Here is an 18,448-nt window from a genome sequence, read left to right as displayed (position 1 = left end):
GCCTCGCCCACCATGACCCAGCCCGATCTCGCGTCCCCCGAATCCAGCGATCCGCTCTATGTGGCGTCGCTGGGCAAGGCCATGCGCGTGCTCGAGGCATTTCGCCAGGCGCGCGAGTCACTCAGCCTGACCGAGCTCGTGCAGATCACCGGCCTCGGCAAAAGCGCGGTGCAGCGCTTCACCCACTCGTGGGAACGCCTCGGCTATCTCGAAAAAGATCCGCGCACGCGCCGCTACGGGCTCGGCCCGCGGGTCGTGGAACTGAGCTATTTCTTTTTGCGCAGCGACCCCCTGGTCTCGCGCGCCGCGCCGCATCTGGTCGCGCTGCGTGAGCGCTGCGGACTGGCCGTGAACATGAGCGTGCTCGACGGCATGGACATGATCTATCTGCTGCGCTTGCCGAGCCGCCAGCTCACGCTGGCCGAAATGCTGCCGGGCCGCCGCATGCCGGCCTGGAGCAACAGCGCCGGCCGCATGCTGCTGACGCCGCTCGACGACATCGCGCTCGATCATTACTTCAGCCGCGCCGAGATCACCGCCTACACCAGCCGCACCGAGACCGACCCCGGCAAGCTGGCGGCGGAGGTGCGACTGGCGCGCAGCCAGGGTTATGCCCTCACGCACGATCAGGTCCTGCTCAATCAGGTGGGTGCGGCGGTGTTGCTGCGCGACGATCTGCGCAGGCCCGTGGCCGCACTCAACATCACCGCGGCGGCCGACGAGTTCCCGCCCGAGCGGCTGGTCCGCGAGATCGTGCCGCAGTTGCTGAAGACCGCCTACGCAATTTCGGGCACCTGAAGCGGCGCCCCGTCAGGCGGGGCTTGCCACCACCTGCCAGACGGCCAGGGCGAGCGGAAGCGCCCATTGATCCGCGCGATGAGGGCCGTGTGGCGCATCGCGGAGGGCGGGCCCGGCGCCACCCGGATCCGTCTCGCACGTTTGGCCCCCCATCCCGCATCGCTTATGCTGGGGGGCATGCAGCCCAATATCGAAGCCCTCACGCCCGACGAACAACGCGTGCTCGACGAGCAGTTCGCCCACGCCGACGAACTCGTGCAGTCGCTCACCGGCAAGCCGCTGGACGGCACGCTCAGCGACTTGGTGCGCCTGCAACGCCTGCTCGACACCAAGACCATCGAGCCCGAAGCCGAGTACACCCTCACGTCGCTGGGCGTCGCCTTCGGCCGCGTCCTTACGCGCAACCATCCCGACTATCAGTGGTGGATCACCGAAGACGAATACGGCCGCGATCCCGTCGTGCGCTACAAGGAAACCTCGCTCCTCGTCTTCCCCAGCATCATGCTGCTCAAACGCGTCGAGTCCCGCTCCGAATTCACCGTGCCGGGCCTCTACGAAGAAATGCTCGCCCAACTCGAAGACCTGCGGCTGCAGTATTACGCGGACGCGTGAACCGCATCGCGCCCACCCCTCGCACAAGACCAGACCATTCCTAGATCCTTGCCCGCGCTGCCCAGGTTACAAACACCTCGGCACCGGGCAAACACTCGCGCGCCGAATTGATTTTATACGAAGAGTTTCGTATGATCGGAGGCGCGTTTGAACATCCCGAGAGGCTTTAAGGCGGTCAAGCAGGCCGTTATCGCCGCGCTTCAGCAGAACCGCTATACCTGGGAAGAACGAGGCAATAGCATCGACACCAAGAATCTGCTGGCAACCGGCGCGGTATCTTCCGCGACCGTGGCGGCAATGCTCATGAGATGCAAGGGCAGTGAGCACCAAACATCCCCTCACCACGTCATCAGTTCAGTGGAGGTGCACGTGATCAAGACGCAGGGCTGGTACATCAAGTTCTACTTCCTGGACGCCGATCCCGACACCGTATTCATCAGCGTGCATCAATGAAAGCTCGAGCGACTCAGAACAGCCGACTCTACGTCGAAGGCGATAAAAGCAAGGCGATATGCGCTCATTGCAAAGAGATCGTGGTCACGACATTCCGGCGCCGCGACGTCCCATTCAGTGATGGCAATGGCTGCGCCCGCGATATTTTGGTATCGACTTGCGATCGCTGCGACAGCGTGGTCGCCATTCCCGCCCAGTCCACGCCTGCAATCCGAGAGGCGCGCAGCAAGGCTACGCGCCCGCTGGAGGCCAACCTGCCTGCCGTTTACATCGACATGCTGGATCTCGCCGCTTACTCCGTCGATGCAAACAGCACCACTGACTTTCGCAAAACGCTCCTGACGCTCTATCTGCATCGCTTCGCCTGCGGCGAATATCCCAAGGAGGCGTTGGTGGCCGCGCACGAAGTCCTTAAAACGCAATACGAGGAACGTCGCGGCGCCGCACGGCGCAGGCTGTCGATGAAGGTCACACCGGTCATTGCTAGCGACGTGCAGACCTTGATCGACGAGACCGCGCTGTCTCAAACCGAACTGCTCAAATCCGTCATCTATCGAATTCAGAGCGATGTGCTGGGGGGAAAGAAGCCCAGGCTCGTGCGCGAATTGAGCACACTCTCCGCCATCTCCGCGTGACGACGGCCGCGCCGGTCGGCCCCTGAAAAAGAGAGGCAATGCAAAAACGACAAGGGCGCGGTACGAGACCGCGCCCTTGTCGTTTCCATGATGCGCCACAGGCAGGAAGGCGCTCGGGAGATGCCCGGCGAATGATCGCCGGGCGGGCGGCGAGCCGCCCTCACATCTGTAGGATCCCACGGCCACTTAGATGTGGATGCTTCCCATCCCCGGGACATCTAGCACAAGATGGGACATGCAGGTCAGAACCGTCCCGTCTTGTTGGATTTCCCTACTGCCCTACGGACTCTGCCTAGCCTTGATGCGACGGGGGCGCGTCACCGTCGCGTCAATGCCCTTCAAGAAGGGGGGAGAAAGACCCATCATCCCGAGAAACGCAGATTAGGCGTGCGCGCGTAAAAAACCTTCCCACACTTCTCACCTCTGCTAGAGGATTTGGGGGGTTCTCCAATTTCTGCCAGAGTACGTACGACTTTGACTGATCGAGTTTTCAATGCGTCCGCAATCTCCGTGGCGAAGATGCACCTTCTGCGAAATCGCTCAACACCAGACCCGTCTCTTTAGTCCAAGGCTACGTGTCTAGGGAACCGGAAAACGCCACTGCCCTCTTGGCCCTAGCAACTGATGATGGATCGACACTAAGATAAGGCGTGCCAGTTCGGAGCTCTTGGAGCGAACCCGAAGAGCGGTGTAGCTCCAGAACCTTGCATGAACAAGAGAATGTCGAACAGACGCCCAGGCTCGTCGACCAACCAGGGATAATGGCTATCAGCGGCCGCGCCTGTTAGCAAGGCCCTATTTGCGGCAAAACATTCACCGAGATAGAAGGGCAACCGCGTCAGCTTCCGCGCCCTGAGGCTGCCCATGTCCGCAGGCAGCAAGAACTGAGTAGCGGTGGTGCCGACGAAGCCGGCGCTCGACAGCCCTCGGCGAACTTGACTGTCCAACGCCGGCATAAAGCCGGTCAGCAGAAGGAGTGCTTTCATTGGATATGTAACGTTCGTATTTCCGAGGAGAAGCAGGGCTGACATGTCGGACAGGACGGAAAGCAGACGCGTATCAAATTCTGTGCAATGTGCCTCGGCAACCAAGCCACCAATCATGCGGGCGTGACCGTCGACTACTGTTAGCGTCGCAAGTGCTCCACCCGCGAATCCAACAAGAGACGCATGAAACGTAGGGTTCAGCAAGGTCGCTATCAAAGCTGGCAATTCCTGGACACCTGGGGCCTTTCTGCTGCCAGCACCCCAGTTAGTGAGGACGGTCCTCAGCGCGCGTGCCAGTAGCGCAGCGTTTGCTTCAGTCGGTGCTGCCAGGTATGGCTTCGCCAATCCATTTACCAAGTGATAATCATGGTGGTATCCAGCATTGAACGAATTGATGGCGGTGACGATGGCCGCATGGGGTGCAACAACAGTTAGTGGCATCGCTTCCAGTTCCCTACACCTGCACTTTGAACTCTTTTGAGAATTGCTGCCTTAGCTCTATATGTTCCCCACATTTGCGCGCCACTTGAATTGTGAGACCTCCGCGTGTCTACGAAAGCCGGGGCGATTCACACATCCCATCCTTGTGACCTTTTTTTAAATGGGGGGTCAGAGTCGTGGACTGCCCATCACTTCAGTGAAACAACGATGCCGATCACAGCCAAGGCAGTTCCCGTGATCCACTGCCAGTGCTTCAGCCAGAAAGCACCTAGCAACTTAATTGCCTTTGCAAGTGGGGTCTGCTTGTAATGTCCTGGACCAATAAAGACTACGTGACTGTCCGGATCGTTTGGAGGTGGAGGCACGTAGGTGCCTTGGTACCATTCTCGCACGCGCTGTCTAATGCTCTTCTTGACGTTCAGGTGCTTGGTCATGTTGAAAGTGGACTGTAGGGAGCTCTATGTAGACACTCAAGTAGAGTCGCCCGGCCTTGTTGTGCGAGAAAAGAACCCTAGCTTTTCCAACTAGCAAACGCAGAGTTATTCGGTTCACCATCACGACCGAGAAGTTTTTCGAAGCTGCTTAGGTAAGAGGTGGTCAAGTTCTGAGTCGCTGAAGAAAAGCTCTTCCTGATGCTTGAGCGCGTTCTGCGCCGCGACGTAGGCTTTCGCATCCGTTCGGGGCGCACCGCGGTAAACCTGCTCAAGCTCCTCGTTTATCGAGTCACGTGCCGCAGCCGCTGCGTCGATCGAACCGCCCCGGCCAAGATCGACCAGAACGCTGAGTAGACGCTCTCGAACCCCCCATAATTTGGAAGCAGTGACAGTGTGCTTCTGCGCTTGCTCACCCAAGCTGGCCTCCTTGAAATACAGCAATAGCCCCAGTAGCACGGTTGAAAGCAGCGCACCCGCAATCGTCCCGGCCTTGCTATCTCCGAGCGCTGCAATCACAAGGCTCCCGGACGAAATTGCGGACAGAGCAATCTCAATCCGCTTGATGAGCTTATAGCGAGCGATATACCCGTCCGCCATTTTTTCGTGCGTCTTATGCGTGTAGGCAACGCGCCCATACATTTCGCGAAGTTGCCCTTCCAAAGTGTCGTTCATCATGGTCACGATGGAAACTGAGTCCCGTAGATTTGCCGAAACTTATTCTTAGCCGCCCAGTTTTCGTTGGCTAGAACGTTCTTGATTGCGTCCACGGCGAGCGTATGGGCCATTCGTGCTTTGCGTTCGAATCCCCCCGTTCTGCGAGCCCAGGACTGACTGCCTGGCGCTCGCCAGTGGTTTTGGTTCAAGTCCTGATTCGCGAGGAAGTTAAAAAAGTCACGCGTCATAAAATCGTAGTAGAGGTACGATTTGAGGCGGTGCTCCCATGTTTCAATGAACTGGTACGCGAGGGTGTCAATAAGCATCCCGCTCATCGGTACGTCGTTAGTATCGCGCCAGGCACGAACCATACGTCCAAGCGGGACTAAGTTGTAGTTGCAAGCTTGATTGCGTGTCGCAAATGCGCTGATCTCGTCTTTGGGCCAACATACCTTCCAGCTACCTCCGTTGTTGGCATCTGCGAACGTGTAGCTGCCGTCAGTATTGAGAAAAACCGGCACGATCTCGAATGTGACGTTGTCAGTGAACGGAATTTGGACGATCTGCCCATCAGCAATAACGACGGAGTTAGGGTAAGTTACTTCGATAGAGCGCTTCACCGATTGCAAAAGGGCAGACTGCCCGTTCGAAGAATGGCCGTCGTACTGCTTGTAGATGCTGTATGGCAATACGTACATGAGGTCAATGTCACTTACGCTGGCCACAGCTGTATTCCGTCCGTAAGATCCCCCATAGAAACGATTGGCTGTGTCAGATGTGGACTCCCGGAAGTCTGAATTGAGCCTTCTTGTAAGCCGTCCAGTTCGGTCAGCGATTGAAGCGCGCTTCAAAATGCCGGGCGGCAAAGCGCTGCAAAAAGTACTGAACCAGTCCGCCACTGACATGTTCGTTGGCCTCTAAGGTCTTGATTAGGAATCGGTGAACCCGGGGATGCCCCGTGCAACGCTCGGCTGCATCAGATGCGCCGTAATTTTATCCCAACGACTGTCAAGTAAAATTGAAAGTCTGGCATGCACGTTATTGTCCGCATGTTCTTGGACTCGCTCGCGGGATTCAAAATTGATTTATGTCCAAAAGCTCTGCTAATGAGTCACTTTGACGATCTACCGCGCCGCGACCGGAATCACGAGATCGAGGGTAAAGCGATCGCGGCATTTCAGCGACTCCTTAGCGAAAGTGGAGTCTTCATTCTGCAAGCGGCTGACCGCAAGGATTACGGCACCGATTGCCAGATCGAGGTTGTGGCCAACGTACAGGCCACGAATGTCCGGCTCCACATACAACTTAAGGGAACTTGACCTGCTCCCCGTGATTAGTACGAAATCGATGTAGAGTCCGTTCAACAAGGAACGGCAATGAAGAAGCGATTCACGGAAGAACAGATCATCGGCGTGCTGAAGGAGGCCGATGCAGGAGCCAGGGTGGCGGACCTGTGTCGCAAGCACGGCATCTCGGAAGCGACGTACTACAACTGGGAGGCAAAGTTCGGCGGGATGACCGTCTCTGACGCCCAGCGATTGAAGGAGCTGGAGCAAGAGAACAACAAGCTCAAGAAGCTGTTGGCTGAATCGATGTTGGACAAGGCTGCGCTTCAGGACCTCCTAAGCCGAAAGTAGCAAGCCCGCAGGCCAAACGCGAAGCGGTCAGGACGTTGATGACCGAGCGCGGTATGGGTATCACCCGGGCCTGCGGGCTGGTAGGCATCTCTCGATCGCTGTTCACTTATGAAAGTAAGCGTACGGGCGATGTAGTGCTGACCGAGCGCATGAAGGAAATAGCAGCGCTCAAACGGCGCTACGGCTATCGGCGCATCCATGTTCTGCTGCGCCGTGAAGGCTGGCAGACGAATCACAAGCGGGTCTGGCGGCTTTACAGCCAGGCAGGCTTGAGCGTGCGTAAGCGTAGCCGCAAGCGCATCGCGCCCGCAGAACGGGTAATTCGCCCCGTTGCGACGGCGCCGAATCAGAGCTGGTCGATGGACTTCGTGTCCGACGGCCTGGCCTATGGCCGCCGGTTCAGATGCTTGAACATCGTCGATGACTACACGCGCGAGTGCCTTGCCATCGAGGTCGATACATCACTGCCGGGATTGCGGGTGGCCCTGGTGCTGCAACGGCTTGCGGAACTGCGTGGGCTGCCCAAATCCATCACCGTGGACAACGGCCCGGAGTTTGTCGGCAGGGCCTTGGACGCTTGGGCCTATCAGGTCGGCGTCAAGCTGTCGTTCATCAGGCCAGGCAAGCCCGTGGAGAATGCATACATCGAGAGCTTCAACGGAAAATTCCGCGATGAATGCCTAAATGAGCATTGGTTCCTATCATTGCGCCAGGCCAAATCCTTGATCGAAGACTGGCGCGTCGAGTACAACACCGAACGCCCGCATAGCGCGCTTGGATATTTGACGCCGGAGCAGTTTGTTCAGGCTCATCAGCAACAACGGTTTTTAACCCTGGACTCTATGTCGATGTCGTACTAAGTCTGGGAGCAGGTCATTCCGGCAAAAGCCGGCCATCAAGTCATCAGATTGCCCCCTCGCCATTAATAAAAAAACCCAGCCGCTGCCGGCTGGGTTTTGACTTCAGAAATCTAGATTTATCGGGAAAAATCTAAATTCCAACGGGATCCTACAGCGGCATCACGCGTCGATATTCCCCGCCGACAGCGCATGCGTCTCGATGAAGTTGCGGCGCGGTTCGACGTCGTCGCCCATCAGCGTGGTGAAGACCTCGTCGGCCGCGATGGCGTCTTCGATCTGCACGCGCAGCAGGCGGCGCACCTTGGGATCCATGGTGGTTTCCCAGAGCTGCTCGGGGTTCATTTCGCCCAGACCCTTGTAGCGCTGCTTGGACAGGCCGCGTTCGGCTTCGGTGCGCAGCCACTGCATGGCTTCGCGGAAATCGGACACGAACTGTTCCTTGCGCTTGTCGCCTTCACCGCGGGCGATGATGGCGCCGGCGCCGATCAGGCCCAGGAAGGTCTTGGCCGAACGTGCGAGCACGGCGTAATCGGCGCCGCCCACGAAGTCGGCGTCGATGATGCTCACGCGCACGTTGCCGTGATGCATGCGCTGGATCGACAGGCGGTGTTTCTCGGCGGCTTCGTCGAACTCGGGCACGACCTTCACGCCGTTGCCGACGGCCGCGTCCTTGAGCGCTTCTTCGAGGCGTGCGGCCGATTGGGCGGTGCTGTCGGCGTCGTCGAGATTGATCTCCACGCCTTCGGCCATCGCCGACAGGGCGGCCACGTCGAACACGCGCGACAGACGCGAGATCACCGCGTCGGCCAGCACGTACTGGCGAGCCAGTTCGCCCAGGGCCTCGCCGTTGATCGGCGTGGCGCCTTGCGAGGGCGTGAGCTCGGCGTCTTTCAGTGCGAGCTGCAACATGAAGGTCGCTTCTTCGGCGTCATCCTTCAGGTAGCGCTCTTCGCGGCCGACCTTGACCTTGTAGAGCGGCGGCTGCGCGATGTAGATGTGGCCGCGCGTGACCAGCTCGGGCATCTGGCGATACAGCAGCGTGAGCAGCAGCGTACGGATGTGCGCGCCGTCGACGTCCGCGTCGGTCATGATGATGAGGCGGTGATAGCGCAGCTTGTCGATGTTGAAATCCGGACCGATGCTGGTGCCCAGCGCGGTGATCAGCGTGGCGATCTGCTCGCTCGCGATCAGGCGGTCGAAACGCGCCTTCTCGACGTTCAGCACCTTACCGCGCAGCGGCAGGATGGCCTGGAACTTGCGATCGCGGCCTTGCTTGGCCGAGCCGCCTGCCGAGTCACCCTCCACGATGTACAGCTCGCACAGCGCCGGATCTTTTTCCTGGCAGTCGGCCAGCTTGCCCGGCAGGCCCGCGCCTTCGAGCACGCTCTTGCGGCGGGTCATTTCGCGCGCCTTGCGGGCGGCTTCGCGGGCACGGGCGGCCTCGACGATCTTGCCGCACAGCGCCTTGGCGTCGTTGGGATTCTCGAGCAGCCAGCTCTCGAGCGAGCGCGCCACGGCGTCTTCGACGGCCGGACGCACTTCGGACGACACCAGCTTGTCTTTGGTCTGGCTGCTGAACTTGGGCTCGGGCACCTTGACCGACAGCACGCAGGCCAGGCCTTCGCGCATGTCGTCGCCGGTGGTCTCGACCTTGGCCTTTTTGGCCAGCTCGTTGTCGCCGATGTACTTGTTGATCACGCGCGTCATGGCGGCGCGCAGACCCGTCAGGTGGGTACCGCCGTCGCGTTGCGGGATGTTGTTGGTGAAGCACAGCACGCTTTCGCTGTAGCTATCGTTCCATTGCATCGCCACTTCGACGCCCACGGGCACGCCGCCCGCCGACGATTCGGTGGCCACGGCGAACACGTTGCCGTGCAGCGTGGTCTTGGTGCGGTTGATGTACTCGACAAAGCCGCGCACGCCACCCGAGAACGCGAAATTCTCTTCCTTGCCCTGGCGCTGGTCGATCAGGCGGATCTTCACGCCATTGTTCAGGAACGACAGCTCGCGCAGACGCTTCGAGAGGATCTCGTAGTGGTACTCGATGTTGTTGAAGATGATCGGGTCGGCCAGGAAGCGCACTTCGGTGCCGCGCTTGTCGGTCGTGCCGGTCACGGCCAGGGGCGCCACGCGCTCGCCCTGACGGAACTCCATCTGATGCACTTCGCCGTTGCGGCGGATGGTCAGGCGCAGCCATTCGGACAGCGCGTTGACGCAGGACACGCCCACGCCGTGCAGACCGCCCGACACCTTGTACGAGTTCTGGTCGAACTTGCCGCCGGCGTGCAGCTCGGTCATGACGATTTCGGCGGCGCTGCGGCCGAACTCGTCATCCTTGTGGATGTCGGTCGGGATGCCGCGGCCGTTGTCCGTAACCGAGATCGAGTTGTCGGTATGGATGGTGACGACGATGTCGTCGCAGTAGCCGGCGAGGGCTTCGTCAATGGCGTTGTCGACGACCTCGAACACCATGTGATGCAGGCCGGTGCCATCGGACGTATCGCCGATGTACATGCCGGGCCGTTTGCGCACGGCCTCCAGCCCCTTGAGCATCTTGATCGAATCAGCGCCGTAGCCGCTGCCGGGAGTGGTGTTTTGATCTGACATAGTCTGTGTTCGATAACGCTATAAAGTACGACCTCGCGGCCAGAACCACGGGCGGGCACGAAGCCCGCCGGCGGCACTTACCCATCCGGTGTGCGGATCAGATCCGCATGGGCATGACGACGTACTTGAACTGGTCGTCGTCGGGCAGGGTGATGAGCGCCGATGCGTTGGCATCGGGCATCACCGACCACTGCACGTTCTCAACCTTGACGTTGGCCAGCACGTCGAGCAGATAGCTGACGTTGAAGCCGACGTCCAGGGCCTCGTAACCGTAGTCGATGTCGATCTCTTCCTGCGCCTCTTCCTGCTCGGCGTTGGACGAGGAGATCTTCATGACGTTCTGACCGAGCTGCAGGCGCACGCCCTTGAACTTGTCGGTGGTCAGAATGGCGGCACGTTGCAGGCTGCCCTGCAGGGCCTCGCGGCTGACGTTGAACTGGCGCGTGTAGTTCGTGGGAATCACACGCGAGAAATCGGGGAACTTGCCTTCGACGAGCTTGGAGACGAGCTCCACATCGCCGAAGCGGAAACGGATCTGGCCCGGCGCGACGTCGAGCGAAACCGGCTCGTCGGAGTCTTCGAGCAGGCGCTGCATCTCGAGCACGGTCTTGCGCGGCACGATCACTTCGTGGCGCTCGGCGATGCCGTCAGCCTCGGTGGCGCAATGCGCCAGGCGGTGACCATCGGTGGCGACGGCCCGCACGCGGCCCGGTTCGAACACCAGCAGCATGCCGTTGAGGTAGTAGCGGATGTCCTGTTGGGCCATGGCGAAGTGCACCATGTTGAACAGGTGGCGCAGCGTGCGCTGCGGCATGGTCAGCGAGACGTCCCATTGCTCGGGCTGAGCCACGGTGGGGAACTCGCTGGCGGCCAGCGTCTGCAGCGCGAAGCGGCTCTTGGCGGATTGCACCGACAGCTTGTTGCTGGCGAGCGCGAGCTTGACCTCGCCCGTGTCGGGCAGGGCCTTCAGGATGTCGAGCAGCTTGCGCGCGGCAACCGTGGTGGATTCGTTGTCCTGCCCCACACCAAAATCGGCATGCGTCGTGATCTGGACTTCGAGGTCGGTGGCAATGAACGCGACCTTGTTGCCCTCTTTGCGCATCAGGATGTTCGCCAGGATGGGCAGGGTATGGCGTCGTTCGACGATGCCCGCCACAGTCGACAGCGGTTTCAGCAATGCATCGCGTGTGGTTTGTACGAGTTGCATGTTCATCCTTTTAGAGTTTGTTCCAACACGTGCAGGGTATGGTTAAGCTCGGCTTGCTTGGCGCGGGCGTCGGAGATCTTGCGCACGGCGTGCAGCACCGTGGTGTGATCCCGACCCCCGAACAAGTCCCCGATCTCGGGCAGGCTTTTTTGCGTCAACTCCTTGGCCAGGTACATGGCAACCTGGCGCGGCAGGGCGATATTGGCGGGCCGGCGTTTCGAATACATGTCGGCCACCTTGATCTTGTAGAAATCCGCTACCGTCTTCTGGATGTTCTCGACCGTGATCTGGCCATTCGATACCGACAGCAGGTCCTTCAGGGCTTCCTTGCAGACATCGACATTGAGCACGTCGCGGCCATGGAAACGCGCATAGGCCAGGACCTTGCGCAGGGCGCCTTCGAGCTCGCGCACATTGCTGCGCAGATGCTTGGCAATGAAGAACGCCACTTCTTCGGGCATGGGCACGCCCTCGGACTCGGCCTTGCGCAACAGGATCGCCACCCGCATCTCGAGCTCGGGCGGCTCGATCGCGACCGTCAGGCCCGAATCGAAGCGCGAGATCAGACGGCTGTCGATCCCGGCGAGCTCCTTCGGGTAGGTGTCGCTCGTGATGATGATCTGCTTGCGCTGCGCCACCATCGCTTCGAACGCATAGAAGAACTCTTCCTGCGTGCGGTTCTTGCCGGAGAAGAACTGGATATCGTCGATCAGCAACAGATCGAGCGAGTGGTAGTAGCGCTTGAAATCGTCGAACGCCTTGCGCTGGTACGCCTTGACCACATCGGACACGTATTGGTCGGCATGCACGTAGCGCACACGCACGCCGGTGCCGGCCGCCACCATCGCATTGCCGATGGCGTGGATGAGGTGAGTCTTGCCCAGGCCGACGCCGCCGTACAGAAACAGCGGGTTGTACGAGATGCCGGGATTCTCGGCCACCTGCAGCGCGGCGGCGCGTGCGAGCTGGTTGGCCTTACCGGTCACGAAGTTCTCGAACGTGAGGTCGGTGTTCAGGCGCGAACGCTCGTACACGATGTTGGCCGCATCGGCGGCCGCCGGCGCGCCAGGCGCGTGCATCGCGGGCGCGGCAGGCGCACCCGGCGAGAACGGCGGCGACGGGATGGCCATGTGGGCCGCCTCGTTGTGCGCCGCATTGGCCGTGGCTGCCGCCGCGAGCGCGGTCACGGCGGCGACCGCCGACTGCGGCGCGGGCGCGGCCGAAGGCGCCGGCGGCGCAACCGGAGCGCGGGGCGTGATGGGCATGCGTGGAGTGGCGCTGTGGCTGGGCAACTCGAACAACACCTGTACCGGACGCTTGAACCATTCGGTTGCAAGCGCCTCGATCTGATGTGAAAAGTTCTTGCGGACCCAATCGAGTTTGAAACGATTGGGGGCAGCCACGCGCAGCACCGCCTGCGCTTCGTCAAAGGCAAGCGGGACCAGCGGTCTGATCCACGCGCTGATTTGTTGGGGGGGGAGTTCCTGCTCAAGACGACTGACGCAGGTCTGCCAGAATTCTTTCATGTCGCTCTTGTTCAAACCTCGATTCTACCCTTTCTGGGCATGGGTTATCCACAGGCCCCCGTCCGCGGCCCTGCGCGCAGCCGTCCTAACTGTTTGACAAGGAACGGAAAACTTGCTGAAATGGTGGGCTTTTCCGAATTCTGTCTGTCAGAAGGTTCTTTGGAATCAGGCGATGGGTGTCCTCGACATCCATGTGCGACGCCGAATGTGACGCCAGCGTAAGCCAAGTGCCGCCCCCGAGCTTCTCGGGAAGGTACGTCGGATACTCCTGGGACTGCCACGGCAAGTATGTCGCCACGCCACGCAGGATGACCTGCACGATCTCTCCCTAGCCGCATTAAGCCTATTGTTGCTTTAGGGTTTTGTCGTCGAGTTGTCCACCCCGAGCCCCGTCCGGCCCGTGCTCTCGCATGTGGATATCCGGATACCCGCCCGGGAGCGGATTCGCTGAACCCGTCGGGCAGGGTCTCCCCTTCTGACTTTTGTTCTTTTTGTGGACTGTCCATGAAACGCACCTACCAACCTTCCGTTACCCGTCGCAAGCGTACCCACGGCTTTCGCCTGCGCATGAAGACTCGTGCCGGCCGCGCCATCCTGAACGCTCGCCGCGCCAAGGGCCGCAAGCGTCTGGCCGTCTAAGTCCGGTTTCCCGGACTTGCACCACGTTGCCCGGAATCACACGGCCTGGCAGGCCCACGCAAGCCAGCGCCACTGTTTCACCCGTAGTACCTGCTGATTCCCGGCAACAGGCCAAGCTGTCTGCCATGTCGCGCGCCACGCTTCCCGCGGAGGCGCGCTTGCATCGCCCCTCCGAGTTTGCCGCAGCCCTCAAAGGCCGCCGGTTGGCCCGAGGGGCGATGTTCATTGTGAGCGCCGCTCCCGCCGGTCAGGCCAGCGCACCCCAAGACGGTGCGCCGGTTTCCTGTGCCCGGCTGGGCCTGGTGATCGCCAAGCGCTTCGCCGCGCTGGCCGTCACCCGCAACGCGCTCAAGCGGGTCATCCGCGAGTCGTTCCGGCATCAGCGCCTGGCGCTGCCGCCGCAAGACTACGTGGTCCGGCTCCACAGCAAGGTCAGTCCCACGACGCTGACCCAACTGAAATTGGCCGCTCGCGCCGAAGTAGACGCTCACTTCGGGCGGATACGGCGATGATGCGGGCTCTGCTGATCGCGCCGATCCGGTTTTACCGGTTTTTTCTGAGCCCCTGGATCGGCCGGCAGTGTCGTTTTACGCCGACCTGCTCGGCCTACGCCATCGAAGCCATTGAACGTCATGGCCCGGGCCGTGGTCTATGGTTGGCCGTGCGTCGTATCGGCCGCTGCCATCCCTGGACGGCGGGCGGATACGATCCGGTTCCCCCTGGCTCGGATTCATCCAGCTCGGGTCCGACCGGCCAACCCTGCTGTACGCATCACCACCGCACCGGACACGATTGACGCTAAACTGCCGGGCTTTGCTGCCCGCATTCACTCCCCAGGCACCATGGATATCCGACGAACCGTCCTCTGGATGATTTTCTCCTTCTCGCTGTTGCTCCTCTGGAACAACTGGCAAGTCCATAGCGGCAAGCCGTCGCTGTTTGGCAATGCCCCGGCGAGCGAACAGCAGGCCAAGCCCGCCGACACCCCGGCGGCCAACGGCTCGGTTCCGAATGCCGCGGCCCCCGCCGCCTCGGTGCCGGCCGCGACCGGCGCCGCCGCGCCGACCTCGGTGCCCGGCAGCAACACCCCGGCCGCCGTGCGCGCCGAGCAGGTGGTGGTGTCGTCCGACGTGCTGCGCATGACCTTCGATCCGGTCGGCGCCCAGCTCGTGCGTGCCGAACTGCTCAAGTACCCGACCAGCACCGACGATCCCAAGCCGATGGTGCTGCTCGATCGCTCGCCCGCGCTCACCTACGTGGCCCAGACGGGCGTCGTGGGCGCGCCGGCCGGCGAATCGTTCCCGACCCACCTGACGCCGTTCCGCCTCACCTCCACGGACCGTGAGCTGAAGGATGGCCAGGACACCCTGGTGGTGCGCTTCGAAGGCGAATCGGGTGGCGTGCGCGTCGTCAAGACCTACACGCTCAACCGCGGCAGCTACGACGTCAAGGTGCGCCACGAGCTCGCCAACATCGGTCAGGCGCCGATCACGCCGTCCGTGTATCTGCAGCTCGAGCGCGATGGCAACGATCCCGCCGGCACGTCGAGCTTCTATCACACGTTCACCGGCGTCGCGGTCTACTCCGAACAGGAGAAGTTCCAGAAGATCACCTTCGGCGACATCGAAAAGAGCAAGGCGCGTTACGTCAAACAGGCCGACAACGGCTGGATCGGCGTGGTGCAGCATTACTTCGCGACCGCCTGGGTGCCGCAACAAGGCAAGCAGCGCACCAACGACCTGCTGCAACTGCAGCCGGGCCTGTACGCCGCCCGCACGATCGAGCCGGTCGGCCAGATCGCCCCGGGCGCGACGGCTGCCGTCGATGCGCAACTGTGGGTTGGTCCGCAAGACCAGAAGGCCATGGAAGCCGTGGCCCCCGGCCTGGAGCTGGTGGTCGACTACGGTTGGCTCACCATCATCGCCAAGCCCTTGTTCGCGCTGATGACCTGGCTGCACAGCCTGCTGGGCAACTGGGGCTGGACCATCGTGGCCCTCACGATGATCATCAAGGCCGTGTTCTTCCCGCTCGCCTCGAAGAGCTACGCCTCGATGGCCCGCATGAAGCAGGTCGCTCCCCGTCTGCAGGCCCTGAAAGAGAAGTACGGCGACGATCGCCAGAAGCTCAACCAGGCCATGATGGAGATGTACCGCACCGAAAAGATCAATCCGCTGGGCGGCTGCCTGCCCATGGTGGTGCAGATCCCGGTGTTCATCGCGCTGTACTGGGTGCTGCTGGCCAGCGTCGAGATGCGCGGCGCCCCCTGGATTCTGTGGGTGCAGGATCTGTCCGTGCGTGATCCGTACTTCATCCTGCCCGCCATCATGATGGCCACGATGTTCCTGCAGATCAAACTCAACCCGACGCCGCCGGACCCCATCCAGGCCAAGGTGATGATGGTCATGCCGCTCGTCTTCGGCGGGATGATGTTCTTCTTCCCGGCCGGTCTGGTGCTGTACTGGTGCGTGAACAACGCGCTGTCGATCGCTCAGCAGTGGGCCATCACGCGCCGTCTGGAACGTCAGACCGCGTCGGCGGCCAACAGCTGATGACGGGCGCGGGCGGGGCTGGCTCATGAAAAAGCTGGACCTGCCCGCGCTTGAGATTTTCGTCGCTGCCATCGAGGAAAAAAGCCTCTCCCGCGCGGCACAACGCGAAAATCTCGTCACCTCGGCGGCCAGCAAACGCGTCGCCGAACTCGAACGCCACCTCGACCGCACCCTGCTGGTGCGCCACGGTCGCGGCGTCGAGCCCACCCCGGCGGGCATGCTGCTTTATCAGCGTGCCAAGGCCATCCTCAAAAGCGTGCAGCTCGCCGAACAGGCCATCGACCAGTATTCGGCCGAAGGTCAGGCGCGCATCCGGCTCGCCGCCAATCCCTCCACCAGTCTGCAGTTCCTGCCGTCCATCATGGGCCGGTTTCTGGCCGCGCGTCCGCAGGTCAGCGTGGACCTGATCGAGGCGCACAGCTTCGATATCGCCCGCCTGGTGGCCGAGAGCACGGTGGATATCGGCATCTATCATGCGGTGCACCCCGTGCCCGGCGTGGCGTCGTTTCCGTTCCGGCGCGACCGCGTCGGGCTCGTGGTGCCTGTCGGCCATGCGCTCGCGCAGCGCGGCGAGCTCTACCTCGAAGAAGCGCTCGATTACGACCTGCTGGGATACTTTCCGCGCCATTCGCTCGACCAGTTCCTGGCTTACGCCGGCCAGTCGCTCTCGCGTCCGCCCACCGTGCGCATGCAAGTGGCCAATTTCGAGACCCGCTGCCGCATGATCCGCGAGGGGCTGGGCGTGGGCGTCGTGCCCGAGCGCATTGCCGCCAACTACCTCGGCAGCATGGGGCTCGTGCTGCTGCGCCTGAAAGACGCCTGGGCCGAACGCCAGTTCTACACCTGCGTGCGCGACATCGGCAGCCTCAACGCCGCCGCCGCCGACCTCCTCGATACCCTGGTGGCGCCGCCCGACGCGGGCTGACGCCGTTGCGGCAAGGGCCCGGCCAGAACGACACGAACGCTGGCTTTCCTTTTTTTCAATCCTCGGCCCCCACGGCTTGCGTAGATTGGAATCTCGAGGCGGCACTCCGACCGCCACGGGAGACACCATGCTGTTGGACACGCTGGCCGACTACGGCGCGCATGACGCGCGCGCCCCCCTGGCCCCGGACGTCATGCACCACGCCAAACGGGCCGTGCTCGATTGGCTGGCGGCGCTGTACCCGGGTACCCGCACCGCACCCTGCGCGCAGCTCCTGGCGGCCCACCGCGACGAACTCGGCCTGGGCGCGAGCAGCCTGCCCGGTTGCGGCACCACCGCCTTGCCGGCGACGGCCGCCTGGATCAATGGCAGCGTGTCGCACGCCGTCGAGTTCGACGACATCTTCCGCGATGCGGTCTATCACCCCGGCTGCCCGACGATCTCCGCCGCGTTGGCGCTGGCCGAAGCGCGTCAGGCCGACGGCCTCGCGCTGCTGCGCGCCGTCGTGGCCGGCTACGAGATATCCACACGGATCGGCGCCGCGATGCAGCCGGCGCATTACCGCTACTTTCACACCACCGGCACGGTGGGCAGCCTGGGCGCGGCCGCGGCGGGGGCCGCCATGCTCGCGCCCGGATCGGCCGATGTGATGCGTCATGCCATCGCCACCGCCGCCACGCTGGCGGCCGGTCTGCAGCAGGCGTTTCGCTCGGACGCCATGAGCAAGGCGCTGCACGCCGGCAATGCGGCCAACGTGGGCGTGCGCGCCGCACTGGGCGCCGCGAACGGCATCACCGGCGTTCCCGACATCCTCGAGGGCGAGGTGGGATTCGGCGCGGCGCTGGCCGGTCAGGTCGAGTGGCAGCGCGCCACCGAAGGCCTGGGCCAGGTCTACAACATCACGCGCATCACCCAGAAAAACCATGGTTGCTGCGGCCATACCTTTGCCGCCATCGACGCGGCGCTCGCGCTGCGCGCGCAGGGCGTGCTGCCGGACGAGATCGAGCACATCGACGTGCGCAGCTATCGCACGGCCATCGACGTAACGGGCAACGACAAGCCGGTGACGGCATTCGAGGCCAAGTTCAGCCTGGCTTATGTGGTCAGCCACGCGTTGCTGCACGGCTCGGTGCGCCTGTCCGCGTTCGATGAAGCGCGCCTGCACGACCCGGCGTTGCGCGCGCTCATGCGCCGCCTCACGCTACGCGAGGATCCGGCGCTGACGGCGGGGTTTCCGCGGCAACGTGCCGCCCACGTCGAGATCACGCTCAAGAACGGCCGCACGCTGCGCCACGAGGCGCCGTATCGCAAGGGCGATCCCGAGTCGCCGCTGTCGGATGCGGAACTCGACGACAAGTTCGCCGAGCTTGCCGGCCCCGTGCTCGGCAGCGCCCGCATGCTGGCCCTGCGCGACGCCATCTGGCGGCTCGACACCTTGAGCGTGGCCGACCTTCGGCTCGCCGCCGACCCCGCCACCGTCTGAGG

At 62.2% G+C, this 18,448-nt stretch carries 18 protein-coding genes and 1 pseudogene; 12 read left to right on the top strand and 7 right to left on the bottom strand.

Going from position 1 to position 18,448, the window contains the following annotated elements; all coding sequences use genetic code 11:
* Positions 1–12: 12 nt before the first annotated feature.
* The 4 genes from CAL25_RS01130 (at position 13) to CAL25_RS01115 (ending at position 2,498) form a co-directional block, all read left to right on the top strand.
* Positions 13–798: an IclR family transcriptional regulator gene (locus tag CAL25_RS01130; RefSeq protein ID WP_094798103.1), complete on the top strand. Its 786-nt coding sequence runs from the start codon at positions 13–15 to the stop codon at positions 796–798.
* Between the two features lie 177 nt (positions 799–975).
* Positions 976–1,410 carry a DUF3806 domain-containing protein gene (locus CAL25_RS01125; RefSeq protein WP_170948356.1) on the top strand — a complete coding sequence of 145 codons (435 nt, stop codon included), beginning with the start codon at positions 976–978 and terminating at the stop codon, positions 1,408–1,410.
* 147 nt (positions 1,411–1,557) lie between these two features.
* Positions 1,558–1,863 carry a hypothetical protein gene (locus CAL25_RS01120; RefSeq protein WP_212590862.1) on the top strand — a complete coding sequence of 102 codons (306 nt, stop codon included), beginning with the start codon at positions 1,558–1,560 and terminating at the stop codon, positions 1,861–1,863.
* A complete protein-coding gene (locus CAL25_RS01115; RefSeq protein WP_094798101.1) occupies positions 1,860–2,498 on the top strand; it encodes a hypothetical protein in 639 nt (212 codons plus the stop codon). The genes CAL25_RS01120 and CAL25_RS01115 overlap by 4 nt, the downstream gene beginning before the upstream one ends.
* A 638-nt stretch (positions 2,499–3,136) precedes the next feature.
* Here CAL25_RS01115 and CAL25_RS23945 read toward each other — a convergent pair.
* The 4 genes from CAL25_RS23945 to CAL25_RS01100 all read right to left on the bottom strand — a co-directional run bounded on the left by CAL25_RS23945 (position 3,137) and on the right by CAL25_RS01100 (position 5,918).
* The gene (locus CAL25_RS23945; RefSeq protein WP_141217869.1) at positions 3,137–3,925 is read right to left on the bottom strand and encodes a hypothetical protein; all 789 of its coding nucleotides are present in this window, start codon (positions 3,923–3,925) and stop codon (positions 3,137–3,139) included.
* A gap of 188 nt (positions 3,926–4,113) precedes the next feature.
* Positions 4,114–4,359 (bottom strand): hypothetical protein, encoded by a 246-nt coding sequence (locus CAL25_RS23940; protein ID WP_141217868.1) that lies wholly within the window; start codon positions 4,357–4,359, stop codon positions 4,114–4,116.
* 120 nt (positions 4,360–4,479) lie between these two features.
* A complete protein-coding gene (locus tag CAL25_RS01105) occupies positions 4,480–5,034 on the bottom strand; it encodes an SLATT domain-containing protein (protein WP_094798099.1) in 555 nt (184 codons plus the stop codon).
* Between the two features lie 2 nt (positions 5,035–5,036).
* A complete protein-coding gene (locus CAL25_RS01100; protein ID WP_094798098.1) occupies positions 5,037–5,918 on the bottom strand; it encodes an SMODS domain-containing nucleotidyltransferase in 882 nt (293 codons plus the stop codon).
* A gap of 126 nt (positions 5,919–6,044) precedes the next feature.
* On the opposite strand from CAL25_RS01100, the gene CAL25_RS01095 reads away from it, so the two are divergent.
* Together CAL25_RS01095 and CAL25_RS01090 are read left to right on the top strand one after the other, a co-directional pair.
* Positions 6,045–6,332 carry a DUF4365 domain-containing protein gene (locus CAL25_RS01095; protein WP_249278906.1) on the top strand — a complete coding sequence of 96 codons (288 nt, stop codon included), beginning with the start codon at positions 6,045–6,047 and terminating at the stop codon, positions 6,330–6,332.
* Positions 6,333–6,389: 57 nt separating this feature from the next.
* Positions 6,390–7,610 (top strand): annotated as a pseudogene (locus CAL25_RS01090) (IS3 family transposase).
* A 59-nt stretch (positions 7,611–7,669) separates the two neighbouring features.
* Here CAL25_RS01090 and gyrB read toward each other — a convergent pair.
* From gyrB to dnaA, 3 genes are all read right to left on the bottom strand, one after another.
* Positions 7,670–10,117, bottom strand: coding sequence for a DNA topoisomerase (ATP-hydrolyzing) subunit B (gene gyrB, locus CAL25_RS01085; protein ID WP_094798096.1), 2,448 nt, complete (start codon positions 10,115–10,117; stop codon positions 7,670–7,672).
* 97 nt (positions 10,118–10,214) lie between these two features.
* Positions 10,215–11,324, bottom strand: a complete 1,110-nt coding sequence (gene dnaN, locus CAL25_RS01080; protein ID WP_170948355.1) for a DNA polymerase III subunit beta — start codon at positions 11,322–11,324, stop codon at positions 10,215–10,217.
* Positions 11,325–11,326: 2 nt separating this feature from the next.
* Positions 11,327–12,850, bottom strand: coding sequence for a chromosomal replication initiator protein DnaA (gene dnaA / locus CAL25_RS01075; RefSeq protein ID WP_094798702.1), 1,524 nt, complete (start codon positions 12,848–12,850; stop codon positions 11,327–11,329).
* 504 nt (positions 12,851–13,354) lie between these two features.
* On the opposite strand from dnaA, the gene rpmH reads away from it, so the two are divergent.
* The 6 genes from rpmH to CAL25_RS01045 all read left to right on the top strand — a co-directional run bounded on the left by rpmH (position 13,355) and on the right by CAL25_RS01045 (position 18,446).
* Positions 13,355–13,489 carry a 50S ribosomal protein L34 gene (gene rpmH / locus CAL25_RS01070; protein ID WP_005017166.1) on the top strand — a complete coding sequence of 45 codons (135 nt, stop codon included), beginning with the start codon at positions 13,355–13,357 and terminating at the stop codon, positions 13,487–13,489.
* Between the two features lie 125 nt (positions 13,490–13,614).
* Entirely contained in the window at positions 13,615–14,001 is a 387-nt protein-coding gene (locus CAL25_RS01065) for a ribonuclease P protein component (RefSeq protein ID WP_094798094.1), read from the top strand.
* Positions 13,998–14,285 (top strand): membrane protein insertion efficiency factor YidD, encoded by a 288-nt coding sequence (gene yidD, locus CAL25_RS01060; RefSeq protein ID WP_094798093.1) that lies wholly within the window; start codon positions 13,998–14,000, stop codon positions 14,283–14,285. The genes CAL25_RS01065 and yidD overlap by 4 nt, the downstream gene beginning before the upstream one ends.
* Before the next feature lie 46 nt (positions 14,286–14,331).
* Positions 14,332–16,038, top strand: coding sequence for a membrane protein insertase YidC (gene yidC, locus CAL25_RS01055; protein ID WP_094798092.1), 1,707 nt, complete (start codon positions 14,332–14,334; stop codon positions 16,036–16,038).
* A gap of 25 nt (positions 16,039–16,063) precedes the next feature.
* A complete protein-coding gene (locus CAL25_RS01050) occupies positions 16,064–16,963 on the top strand; it encodes a LysR family transcriptional regulator (RefSeq protein ID WP_094798091.1) in 900 nt (299 codons plus the stop codon).
* A gap of 127 nt (positions 16,964–17,090) precedes the next feature.
* A complete protein-coding gene (locus CAL25_RS01045) occupies positions 17,091–18,446 on the top strand; it encodes an MmgE/PrpD family protein (RefSeq protein WP_094798090.1) in 1,356 nt (451 codons plus the stop codon).
* Positions 18,447–18,448 lie beyond the last annotated feature (2 nt).

Source organism: Bordetella genomosp. 5 (genome assembly GCF_002261315.1).
Lineage (GTDB): Bacteria > Pseudomonadota > Gammaproteobacteria > Burkholderiales > Burkholderiaceae_B > Bordetella.
The sequence above is the reverse complement of the archived record's forward strand: the minus strand, read 5'-3'. Positions and strand labels throughout refer to the sequence as shown.